General features: G+C 68.8%; 5 protein-coding genes. 4 read left to right on the top strand and 1 reads right to left on the bottom strand.

Annotated features, from left to right (window positions below; all coding sequences use genetic code 11):
• Positions 1–29: 29 nt before the first annotated feature.
• Complete coding sequence (mprF, locus tag HV675_RS13880; protein ID WP_175111488.1) at positions 30–2648, top strand: bifunctional lysylphosphatidylglycerol flippase/synthetase MprF; 2619 nt, start codon at positions 30–32, stop codon at positions 2646–2648.
• A 311-nt stretch (positions 2649–2959) separates the two neighbouring features.
• The gene (locus HV675_RS13875) at positions 2960–4351 is read left to right on the top strand and encodes a virulence factor family protein (RefSeq protein WP_175111522.1); all 1392 of its coding nucleotides are present in this window, start codon (positions 2960–2962) and stop codon (positions 4349–4351) included.
• A gap of 393 nt (positions 4352–4744) precedes the next feature.
• Here HV675_RS13875 and purL read toward each other — a convergent pair whose 3' ends face one another.
• Positions 4745–8866 (bottom strand): phosphoribosylformylglycinamidine synthase, encoded by a 4122-nt coding sequence (purL, locus tag HV675_RS13870; protein ID WP_175111487.1) that lies wholly within the window; start codon positions 8864–8866, stop codon positions 4745–4747.
• Positions 8867–9314: 448 nt separating this feature from the next.
• Between purL and HV675_RS13865 the strand changes: the two genes are divergently transcribed.
• Positions 9315–10616, top strand: coding sequence for an FAD-dependent oxidoreductase (locus HV675_RS13865; RefSeq protein ID WP_175111486.1), 1302 nt, complete (start codon positions 9315–9317; stop codon positions 10614–10616).
• A 160-nt stretch (positions 10617–10776) separates the two neighbouring features.
• A complete protein-coding gene (locus HV675_RS13860; protein ID WP_175111485.1) occupies positions 10777–12465 on the top strand; it encodes an NAD(P)H-hydrate dehydratase in 1689 nt (562 codons plus the stop codon).
• Positions 12466–12613: the final 148 nt, after the last annotated feature.

Here is a 12613-nt window from a genome sequence, read left to right as displayed (position 1 = left end):
CACGGCACGGATCCGCATTCACTCGATACATGCGTGACACAGACTTATCCGGCCTCGCCCGCGTTCTCGTACGCGTGAGGCGCTTGCCCGGCGCGCAGCACTGGCGCCAGTGCGTCGTTCCCGCTGTCGCAGTCGGCGTCTGCGCGCTGCTGCTCGTCGTCTTCCAGCATCTGTCGCAGACCGTCGATTACCGCTCGGTCGTCGTCCACTTGTGCCACCTGTCCGCCACCGAATGGGTGGGCGCGCTCGGCGCCACCGCGGCGAGCTTCGTCGCGCTGGTCGGACGCGATGCGGTCGGGCTGCGTTACGTCGGCGCGGCGGTGCCGCGTCCGCCGCTGTGGGTCGGCGCGACAGTCGGCTCCGCGCTCGGCAATGCGACCGGCTTCGGCGCGCTGACGGGCGGCGCGGTGCGCTGCCGCGTGTACGGCGTGGCGGGCGTCACGCCGGGGCAAGTTGGCCAGATGACGGTTTTCACGAGCGTGACGCTCGCGCTCGCCCTCGCATTGATGACCGCAGCCGGCATGCTGGGCGCCGCGACCACGCTCGCCAGCATGAGCGGACTCCCGCCTGGCGTGCTGCGCGGGCTCGGCGGCGCCGGGCTCGCCGGCTTCGTCGTGCTGATCGCGGCTTGCCGGGCGGTGCCGAAGCGCGTGCAACTGTCTGGGCGCTTCGCGCGCCTCGCCTTCACGATTCCGGCACGCCGCGATCTGCTCGAAGAGCTCGCGCTATCGGTCGCGGACGTCGTCGCCGCCAGCCTCGCGCTGTGGACGCTGTTACCGCATGCCGGCGCGCATGTCGGTTTCGCGCAGTTCGTCACGGTCTACGCAGCCGCCATGCTGCTCGGGATGATCGGCCACACGCCAGGCGGCGTCGGCGTGTTCGAAGCCGCGATGGTGTACGCGCTTGGCTCGAGCGTGCCGACCTCGAAGATGCTTGCCGCGCTGCTCGCCTATCGCGCGATCTATTTCGGCGTGCCGCTGATCCTCTCCGCGGGCGTGCTTGCCGTGTTCGAAGGACACGCGCAGAAAACCGCGCGGGCCTCGGCGCTCGCGCAGCGCGGCGCGAAAAGCGTGTCGCAGCTCGCGCCGCTGTTCCTCGCGATCAGCACGTTCGTGGTGGGCAGCATGCTGGTCATTTCGGGCGCCACGCCCGCGTTCATGAAGCGCATCGCGATCCTGCAGACGGTGCTGCCGCTGTGGGTGCTGGAAAGCTCGCAGCTGCTCGCGAGCCTGTTCGGCGTGCTGCTGCTGTTCGTCGCGCGCGGGCTCTTCAGGCGGCTCGACGCCGCATGGTGGCTCGCGCTCGTGATCGCCGCGCTCAATCTCGCGCTGTCGCTCGCAAAAGGGCTCGCGTTCGTCGAAACCGGCGTGCTGTGTGTGCTGATTGCGCTGCTGCTGGCCACGCGCGAACGTTTCAACCGCCATTCGTCGCTGTTCGCGGAGCGCTTTACGCCGGGCTGGCTCGCGTCGGTCGGCATCGTGATCGCGCTGGCGGTGTGGGTGCTGTTCTTTGCGTTTCGCGACGTCGAATACTCGCAGCATCTGTGGTGGCAATTCGCGTTCGATGAACGTGCGCCTCGTGCGCTGCGCGCGACGCTCGCCGCGGGCCTGTTCGCGGCGGCGCTCGCCTGCTGGCAACTGCTGCGGCCGGCCGCCGGCCGTTTCGAAAAACCCGCCGAAGAAGACCTGATCGAAGCGGCCGGCGTCGTGCGCGCGCAGGAGCGCAGCGACGCGGTGCTCGCGATGATGGGCGACAAGAGCTTCCTGTTCTCCGAGTCGCGCAACGCGTTTCTGATGTACGCGAAACGCGGCCGCACGTGGGCCGCGCTGCACGACCCGGTCGGCCCGCGCAGCGAATGGCCCGCGCTGATCGAGCGCTTCGTCGCGCTCGCGCATGCGCACGGCGGCCGCGCGGCGTTCTACCAGGTGCGCGCGGACGCGTTGCCGCTCTATCTGGACGCCGGCCTTACGCTGATGAAGCTCGGCGAAGAAGCGCATATCGCGCTGCCGACGTTCGATCTGAAGGGCTCGCATCGCGCGCATCTTCGCTATGCGCTAAAGCGCGGCGAACGTGACGGTTTCTCGATCGAGCTGATCGAATCGACAGAAGTGCCCGGCGTGCTGCCGGCGTTGCGCGAGATATCCGATGCGTGGCTCGCGAACCGCGTCGCGCGCGAAAAGAGCTTCTCGGTGGCGGCCTTCATGGACGGCTATCTCGCCGCGCAGTCGGTGATGCTGCTGCGTCAGCATGGCCAGCCGCTCGCGTTCGTCACTTTCATGACCACGGACCTCAATACCGAAGCGACGGTGGGCGTGATGCGCCACCTGCCCGGCGCTTCGCCCTATGCGATGGAATATCTGTTTACGCAGCTCGCGCTGCATCTGAAAAACGCGGGCTTCCGCTCGCTGAGCCTCGGTGTCGCGCCGCTGTCGGGTATGCAGCCGACGCCGCTCGCGTCGCCGTGGCATCGCGGCGCGGCGCTCGCATGGCGTTTCGGCGGCTGGTTCTATAACTTCCGTGGACTGCGCGGCTTCAAGGACAAATTCCAGCCGCGCTGGGAACCCCGTTATCTGGCGGCGTCCGGCTCGGTGAGTGTGTTCTTCACGCTCGCGGATCTGTCGCGGCTTGCCGGAGGGGCGCGCTCATGAGGGCTGCGGTTGTGACTCACGTCGTGCGTTGCTGGAACGGCGCGGTCGAGGTTGCATGTCGATGCGGTGCGGCTGTGACTGTGACGCTTGCGCACTGCATGGCGGCACGCCGCCGCGTCGCGCGTCAAGCAGGCTTCGCCCATATCTCGCTTGCTGCGCTCGCGCCGATCAGGCCGCTTGCGCGCCGCATCGCTGCAAGCGGCCACGCTGCACACCACGCGGGCTTCGCCCTCGCGTTCGCCGCGCTCGCGCCAATCGGGCCACTCGCGCGCCGCGTGGCTGCACGCCGCCGCCTCGCGCTTCGCGCATGCATGGCCCTTCTCTCGCTAGTTGCGCTCGTGCCGGTCGGGCCGCTTGTGTCGTATGCCCACGCCGAAACCACCGTCGCGACGGTTGCGACCGTCGCCGGCGGCCGTTATGGCGACGTCACCGTGACGAAGCCCGCAGGCGAAATGCGCGGCTTCGTCGTGCTGTTTTCCGAAGCCGGCGGCTGGGCGGCGTCCGACCAGCAGGCCGCCGATGCGCTCGCGCACGACGGTGCGTTCGTCGTCGGTGTCGATACGTCGCGCTACGCCGCCAGGCTCGCAACCGCTACGCGCGAAAACTGCCACAAGCTCTACAGCGACGCCGAGGAGATCGGTCATCAACTCGAGCGCCAGGTGCAATCGAGCCGCTATTTCTCGCCGATCATGGCGGGCACCGGCGAAGGCGCGCTGCTCGCCGAGCGCACGCTCGCGCAGGCGCCGGCCAATACGATCGCCGGCGCGGTGTCGCTCGATGCCGGCCAGACGCTCGATCCGCGCTTCGCGCCGTGCCCCGCCGATCCGACGTTGAGCCGCGGCACCGGGCTGCCCGGCTTTCTGGCGCAAGGCGCGACGCGTGCCAATGGAAATGCCGGCAGCAGCAGCGACGGCGCGTCGTCGATTCCCGCGGCGGCGCCGGCGAATGCGCATGCCTCCGCCGCGCATCGCACATTCAGCGCCGGCATGACAAAAGCGGCGCGCCTCGCGGCGCTGGCCGGGCCGTATCTGCGCGCCGACACCTCGCACGAAGAGGATGTGTCCGATCTGCCGCTGATCGAATTGCCGGCGGCCCAGCCGACCGACATGCTGGCCATCGTGATCTCGGGCGACGGCGGCTGGCGCGACCTCGACAAGACGATCGCGGAATCGTTGCAGAAGCAAGGGGTGTCGGTGGTCGGCTGGGATGCGCTGCGCTATTTCTGGAGCGAGAAGACGCCCGCGCAGACGAGCCACGACCTGGCCCGTGTGCTGAAAACATACGGCTCGCGCTGGCACGCGCGCACCATCGCGCTGGTCGGCTATTCGTTCGGCGCGGACGTGCTGCCGTTCGCGTACAACCGTCTGCCCGATGCGCTGCGTGCGAAGGTGTCGTTCGTGTCCCTGCTCGGCTTCGCGCCCGATGCCGATTTTCAGATCCGCGTGACCGGCTGGCTCGGCATGCCGGCGAGTGACAACGCGCTGCCGGTGCAGCCCGAACTGGCGAAGCTGCCGCCCGCCATCATCCAGTGCGTGTACGGCGAAGGCGAGAAGGATACGTTGTGCCCGTCGCTGACGAAGACGGGCATCGAACTGGTTCGCACGCCGGGCGATCATCACTTTGGCGGACGCTACGATGAGCTCGCGAAGCACATCGTGGAGAGCTGGAAGAAGCAGGCCGCACTGCTGGCGGTGCGCGGGTAGCGGTGCGTGGGTTGCGGTGCGTGGGTTGCGGTGCGTGGGTTGCGGTGCGTGGTTGGCGCTGCGCTCATGGCGGCGCACGATGGCGGTGTACGGTAACGCCGCAGCACGCGGAACCGCGCGTGGGTAGCGCTGAGTAGTTGGCCCTGTGCTCATGCCTGCGCGCGATGGCGATGTACGGTTGGCGCTACATGCGCAGCCACGCGTGAATTGCGCAGCGTGGTTGGCGCTGCACGCATAGGGGCGCAATCGCGATGTACGGGTCACGCCGCGCGCGCAGCGCGCTAGCGGTGTGAGCGTGTTTGGCAGGACGGGATCGCTAGCGGCGCATGGCTAGCGCCGGCCCGTCGCTGACGGCAAGGCGCACCCGCTTCCAGGCACGCCCGGCCTCCCGGCTTAACCGAGCCAGCGGCGCGCGTTCTGGAACACGCGCATCCACGGACTGCCGTCGCTTTGTGCCGCGGACCATTGCGCCGGCGCCCAGCTCATCTGCACGGTGCGGTGCACCCGCTCGGTGTGCGGCATCAACACGGTAAAGCGACCGTCCGGCGTCGTGACCGACGTGATGCCGGCTGGCGAGCCATTCGGATTGAACGGATACTGCTCGCTCGGCTGCCCGCGATGATCGACGAAGCGCATCGCCACCGCGACGCGCGATGCGTCGCCTTGCTGCGAGAAGTCCGCGAAGCCTTCACCGTGCGCGATCGCGACCGGAATACGCGAGCCTTCCATGCCCGCGAAAAAGATGGACGGCGACGCCTGCACTTCGACCAGCGAGAAGCGCGCCTCGAATTTCTCCGACTTGTTGCGCGTGAACTTCGGCCACGCATCCGCGCCCGGGATCATCGAGGCGAGGCTGCTCATCATCTGGCAGCCGTTGCAGATGCCCAGTGCGAATGTGTCCTTGCGATCGAAAAACGCGGCGAACATATCGGCCAGTTGCGCATTGAAGCGGATCGTCTTCGCCCAGCCCTCGCCGGCGCCAAGCACGTCGCCGTATGAAAAGCCGCCGCACGCGACCGCGCCCGCGAAGTCGGCCAGCGACGCACGGCCCGCGAGCAGATCGCTCATATGCACGTCGTGCGCGTCGAAACCGGCGCGATCGAATGCGTAAGCGGTTTCGAGGTGCGAATTCACGCCCTGCTCGCGCAGAATCGCGACGCGCGGGCGCGCGCCCTTGCCGATAAACGGCGCGGCGACGTCTTCGGACAGATCGAAGCTCAGGTGAGTCGTGATGCCTGGATCGGCCGCGTCGAGCAGCGCGTCGTACTCCGCGTCCGCGCACGCGGGGTTATCGCGCAGGCGTGCGATGCGCCAGCTCACCTCGCTCCACGCACGCTGCAACTCGACACGCGGCGCCTCGTAAATCTTCTTCGCGTCGCGATAGATTTCGAGCGCGTCATTTCCGTTCGGCTTGCCGATCACATGCGAGCAGGTGGACAGGCCATGCTCGCGCAGCATCGCGAGCACCGCGTCGCGCTCGGCCGCGCGCACCTGCACGACCGCGCCCAGTTCTTCGCTGAAGAGCGCGCGCAGCGTGCGATCGTCGCGCCGCCCGCTGGTCTGCTTCGCCCAATCCTTCGCGTCGCCGTAATCGAACTCGTGGCCCGCATCGAGCGCCAGCATATCGACGTTCAACGACACGCCGACGTGCCCCGCGAACGCCATTTCGCAGACCGTCGCCCACAGGCCGCCGTCCGAGCGGTCGTGGTACGCGAGCAGCTTGCCCGCGCCATTCAACGCCTGGATCGCGGCGAAGAAGCGCTTCAGATCCTGCGGATCGTCGACGTCCGGCACCGCATCGCCGACCTGCTGCGTCACCTGCGCGAGAATGCTGCCGCCCAGCCGGTTCTTGCCGCGGCCGAGGTCGATTGCGATCAGCACGGTGTCGAGCGCGTGGCCGGCCTCGTCCGCGATACGCAGTTGCGGCGTCAGGTGCTTGCGCACATCGTCGACCGGCGCAAATGCCGAGATGATCAGCGATACCGGCGCGACCACTTCCTTTGCGGCGCCGCCGTTTCCTTTTTCATTCCACTTCGTGCGCATCGACAGCGAATCCTTGCCGACCGGAATGCCGATGCCGAGCGCCGGGCACAACTCCATGCCGATTGCCCGCACCGTGTCGTATAGCGCCGCGTCCTCGCCGGGGCTGCCGCATGCGGCCATCCAGTTGGCCGACAGCTTCAGTTTGTCGAGCGAGGCAATCGGCGCGGCCGCGATATTCGTCACCGCTTCGCCGACCGCCATGCGGCCCGACGCCGGCGCATTGATCACCGCGAGCGGCGTGCGCTCGGCCATCGTCATCGCTTCGCCGTGAAAGCCCGCGTAGTCCATGGTCGTGATCGCGCAGTCCGCGACCGGCACCTGCCACGGGCCGACCATCTGGTCGCGCACCGTCGTGCCGCCGACCGAGCGGTCGCCGATCGTGATCAGAAACGACTTGCTCGCCACCGTCGGATGACGCAGCACGCTCGCGGCGACATCGGCCAGCGACACGTGCGTCACGTCGACCGGCGGCAGCGCGACCGGCTCGCGCGTCACGTCGCGATGCATGCGCGGCGCCTTGCCGAGCAGCACGTCCATCGGCATGTCGACCGGCTGGTGTGCGTCGCTGTCGTGCGCCTGTTCGTCGGTCAGCTGCAGCTGGCGTTGCGCGGTCGCGGTGCCGACCACCGCGAACGGGCAGCGCTCGCGTTCGCAAATCGCTTCGAACTTCGCGAGGTCCGCGGGCGCGATCGCGAGCACATAGCGCTCCTGCGCTTCATTCGACCAGATCTCGCGCGGCGAGAGCCCGCTTTCTTCGAGCGGCACCTTGCGCAACTCGAAATGCGCGCCCTTGTTCGCGCCGTCGACCAGTTCCGGAAACGCGTTCGATAGCCCGCCCGCGCCGACATCGTGAATGCTCAGGATCGGATTGCGCGCGCCGAGTTGCCAGCACGCGTTGATCACTTCCTGCGCGCGCCGTTCGATTTCCGGATTGCCGCGCTGCACCGAATCGAAATCGAGCTCGGCGGTGTTCGTGCCGGTCGCCATCGAGCTGGCGGCGCCGCCGCCCATGCCGATACGCATGCCGGGGCCGCCCAACTGAATGAGCAGCGAACCTTCGGGCAGGTCGTGCTTGTGCGTATGCGCATCCGAGATATTGCCGATGCCGCCCGCGATCATGATCGGCTTGTGGTAGCCGCGCACGAGGCCCGCGACGTTCTGCTCGTAGGTCCGGAAGTAGCCGCCGAGGTTCGGCCGGCCGAATTCGTTGTTGAACGCGGCGCCGCCGAGCGGCCCGTCGATCATGATCTGCAGCGGCGACGCAATGCGATCCGGCCGGCCGTATCCGCTGTCCGCGCCGCGCTGATCCGCGCTGTTGCGGTGCGCGACCGGCTGCGCGGCGTCGCGTGCGTTTTCCCATGTCTCACGCGCGTCGGGCAATTCGAGGTTCGACACCGTGAAGCCCGTCAGGCCCGCCTTCGGACGCGCGCCGCGGCCGGTCGCGCCTTCGTCGCGAATCTCGCCGCCCGCACCGGTGGCCGCGCCCGGGAACGGCGAAATCGCGGTCGGGTGATTGTGCGTTTCGACCTTCATCAGCGTGTGCGTCAGTTCTACATGACGCCCATAGCGCTCGGCGGGTTCGCCATCGCGCTGCGCTGCGCGCGGGAACCAGCGTTCGGCCTGCGCGCCCTGCATGATCGCGGAGTTGTCCGAGTACGCGACGATCGTGCCTTGCGGGTTGAGCTTCTCGGTATTGCGGATCATCGCGAACAGCGACATGTCCTGTGCCTGCCCGTCGATCGTCCATTGCGCATTGAAGATCTTGTGACGGCAATGTTCGCTGTTGGCCTGCGCGAACATCATCAATTCGACGTCGGTCGGGTTGCGGCCGAGCGTCGTGAAGGCATCGACCAGATAGTCGATTTCGTCGTCCGCGAGCGCGAGGCCCAGTTCGGCATTCGCGCGTTCCAGCGCCTGCCGGCCGCCCTTCTCCTTGCCGAGCACGTCGACCGTGAGCAGCGGTCTCGCCGGCAGTTCGTCGAACAGATGCATCGCGTGGTCGCGCGACGGCGTGACGCTTTCCGTCATGCGGTCGTGCAGCGCCGCCGCGACGGCTTCGCGTACGCTGTCCGCCAACGCCTTCTTGCCGCCGACGCCAAGCAGCCCGCTTTTCAGCACCACCGTGTATTCGATGCCGCGCTCGATGCGGCGCACGTGCGTGAGGCCGCAGTGGTGCGCGATATCCGTCGCCTTGCTCGCCCACGGCGATACGGTGCCAAAGCGCGGCACCACCAGAAACGTCTCGGTCGCGCCCCGCTCGCTACCCGCTTCGAACGGATCGCCGTAGTGCATCAGCGCTTCGATCTTCGCGCTGTCTTCGCCCGTGAGCGGCGTGTGCGCATTGACGAAGTGCAGATACTGACCGCGCACGCCGACGATATTGGCGTCGATGCGGGTGAGCGCGTCGAGCAGGCGGGTTTGACGGAAATCAGAGAGGGCCGAAGCGCCGGGAAAACACGAGAAGTGGGCCATGAACTTGACGTTGCTGGACGTTACGTCGGGGCGCCCGCGGTGCGCCGATCCGGGTTGATCAGGCACGCGCGTCGCAAGCGACGTTGGGGCGAAGGGAAGTCCGGGATTATAACCCGGAAGGCCTGCCCGACCGGGCCGGTCATCGATGTTTTGCGCGCGCGAAAGCGGCTCCGCCGGGGCGGTGCGGGCGAGCTGGCCTCGTTGCCGGCGCACCGGCCGGCGGCGGCGCGCGAGCGAACGCCACCACGGCGCCGGCCATCCGCCGACGATCTGCAACCGTTGCGCCGTCGACCCGCCGCCCAACGCTTGTGCGGCGCGCGCCGTTTGACTGCTATCATGCGGCCTTTCATCAGACCGGTGCGGCGCCAGCGCACATAGCGCGGCGCTGCACGCGGCGCGCACGGAGACCGGGCGCGTCTCGCGTCCTGCCGGCAACACGAAATACAACATGGATGTCATTGTCATCGGCGGCGGGATCGTTGGCGTCGCCACCGCCTATCAGTTGCGCGCGGCCGGCCACCGGGTATGCGTGGTCGAACGGCATGCGACCGTCGCGCAAGGCGCTACCTACGGCCACGGCGGCACCGTGCTGCCCACTCCGCTCGATGTCTGGTTCGGCCCCACCTTCATGCAGCACCGGCAGGCCGCGAAAAACGGCATCATCCGCAAGACCGGCTTCAACGGCGCGGCGCGCGAGTTCGTCAAGCGCCTCGCCGCGTGGCAGGCGCCCGACGCGTTCGCGCAGCAATACACGCGGCTGCGGCCGCTGATCGAATCGGCGCGCGACGCGCTGGCCGATATGGAGGCGCGCTTCGGGCTCGAGTTCGAGCAGGCGAACGGCCAGCTCTACCTCGTGCGCACCGCGCAGGAATGGGCGCAGATCAAGCCGGCGCTCGACCTGTTGGGTCAGTTCGAAGTACCGCATCACGTGCTGTCGCCGAACGAATGCGTCGCGTTCGAGCATTCGGTGCCCGCCGATCCGCCCTTCGCGGGCGGTGTGCTGTTTCGCGACGAACGCACCGCGAACTGCCCGCTCTTCGCCAAGCTCGTCAAGCAGACACTCGATGCGCAAGGCGGCGTGCAATTCCAGTTCGGCCGCGAGGTGACCGCGATCCGTCTCGACAACCAGCGCGCGGCCGTCGAACTCACGCCGCGGCCCGGCGACCCGGTGCGCTCGCGCGAAGTCGATGTGATCGGCGCCGATGCGATCGTCGTCGCTGCCGGCGCCGGCAGTCTGCCGCTTATCGAGCGCCTCGGCATGACGTTGCCGCTGCATCCGCTGCGGCTGCACAACCTCGTTGCGCCGATCGCCCGTGAAGAATTCGCGCCGCACGTGGCGGTGATCGACGCGGTCAAGCGCATCACGATTACGCGCAGCAACCACCGGCTGCGCATCGCCGGCGGCGCGGTGCTGCAAGGCGCGCGCGAAACCGACAAACCGCTTGGCGAGCCGCTGACCAAAGAAGCGCTCGCGCTGCTCGGCCAGGCAACCCACGACTGGGTGCCGGGCGCCGCGCGCATCTCGCAGGCGCTGCCGTGGGAAGGCATCAAGCTGCTGTCGCCGGACGGCTTGCCCGTGACCGGCAATGCGCTGCATCCGCGGCTGTTCGTCAACCTCGGGCACGGCCCGGTCGGCTGGGCGCTCGCCTGCGGGTCGGGCAAGCTGATCGCCGACATGATGTCCGGCCGCGCGCCGGATGTGCCGCAGGAGACGGTGGCCGCGCTCGCGCCGCAGCGGTTCCAGAAATAAGTCGTGGGTGCGCGCACGCCGCCGGCACGGGTACGCGCATTGCCACTACCATAAGGGATCGACGCAGCCGCGGCGCAGGTTCGTTCGTTCGTGAACCATGCGGCCCGCGGCCCCCTTACTCGCCTCCCGACGCGCATCCAGTGCGCCTCAGAACGCTGCCATGACTGCCGCTCCGTCTTCCGCGTCTTCGTCCGCTTTGCCGTCCGTGCCGTCGTCCGCTGCCGCGCCGACGCTCGTCAATCCGCATGACCGCCCGTTGCCGCTTTTCACCGTCGCCGAACTGCGCGCGCTCGAAAGCGGCGCCGCCGCTACCCTGCCGCCGCATACGCTGATGGCCCGTGCAGGCGCCGCGGCCGCCCGTTTCCTCACCGGGCAGATCGCGCACGACACCGCCGCTGACGCCGCGCGCCCAGTGCTGCTGATCGCCGGTCCCGGCAACAACGGCGGCGACGCATTGGTCGTCGCAGCCGAATTGCGGCGCGCGGGTGTCGCGGTCGAAGTATGCATGCCCGTCGAAGTGAAGCCCGACGATGCGCGCTGGGCGCTGGGTGTTGCGCGCGCAGCCGGCGTCACGATCACGTCGACGCCGCCCGCTTCGTTCGATGCGTACGGCTGGATCGTCGACGGGATGTTCGGCATCGGACTCGCGCGGCCGCTCGACGGCGTGTTCGCGGAACTCGCGCAGCGCGTCGCGGCGCGCGCCGCCGGGCAGCGCGGTCACGCAGGCGTGTCGGCCGCGGCGCCGTATGCGGCGCCGCGTACGCAAGCCCAAGGGCCGACGACGCGCGGTCGCGTGCTCGCGCTCGATGTGCCGAGCGGCCTCGACAGTGACACCGGCAATGTCGTCGACGGCGGTGTCGCGGTGCGCGCGAACCACACGGTCACCTTTATCGGCGCGAAGCCGGGCCTCTTCATGGGTTCGGGCCGCGATCTCGCGGGCGAGGTGACGGTCGCACCGATCGGCGTCGATGCGCTCGCGCACGGCGGCGCGGTGCTCAATGCGCCGGCGCTATTCGACGCGCATTTCCCGCCGCGCGACTTCGCGACCCACAAAGGCACGTTCGGCAGCCTTGCGGTGGTCGGCGGCGATACCGGCATGTGCGGCGCGCCGATTCTCGCCGCGCGCGCGGCGCTCTACACGGGCGCCGGCAAGGTGCATGTCGCGCTGATCGGCAAAGGCGGTCCGGCTTACGACCCGCCGCACCCTGAACTGATGCTGCATGCGCTCGACACGCTACCGCTCGACGGCATGGATGCGCTGTCGATCGGCTGCGGCATGGGCGACAGCGAACGCGCGACGCACGTGCTGCGCGACGTGCTGCAACTCGATGTGCCGAAGCTGTTCGATGCGGACGCGCTGAACCTCTTTGCACGCGATGCCGCGCTGGCCGCCGCGCTCGCGGCGCGCGGCACGCGGGCGCAGGACCCGGCGATCGTCACGCCGCATCCGCTCGAAGCCGCGCGGCTTCTCGCCTGCGATGCGCAAACCGTCCAGCGCGACCGGCTGGCCGCCGCGCGCGCGCTGACGCAGCGCCTCGCGAGTGTGGTCGTGCTGAAAGGCGCGGGGACGGTGATCGCCGCGCCGGACGGCCGCATCGCCATCAATCCGACCGGCAATGCGGCGCTCGCGACCGGCGGCACCGGCGACGTGCTCGGCGGCATCATCGGCGCGCTGCTCGCGCAGGGACTGCCGCGCTACGAGGCGGCGCTGGCAGGCGTCTATCTGCACGGGCTCGCCGCGGACGCACTCACCGCGCGCGGCGACGGCCCGGCCGGATGCACCGCCGGAGAACTCGCGCCGATGGTGCGCAAACTGCTGAACCGGCTGATTTATCCGGCGCAAGGGTAAGCGACCTGGTTGCTCACTTTGTCGACTTGATATGTCCGCCTGCGCGTGCGCTCGAGCGCCAGCGGACGGACGCGCGCCGTCGAGCGGACGGCGCATCGGTCCCGGTCGCGCCCGCGGCCTTGATCGCCGCGGCTCGAATCTGGCGGAC

It is taken from the genome of Paraburkholderia solisilvae (assembly GCF_902859875.1).
GTDB lineage: Bacteria > Pseudomonadota > Gammaproteobacteria > Burkholderiales > Burkholderiaceae > Paraburkholderia > Paraburkholderia solisilvae.
Note: the sequence above shows the minus strand (reverse complement) of the source record. Positions and strands in the feature narration are given on the sequence as shown.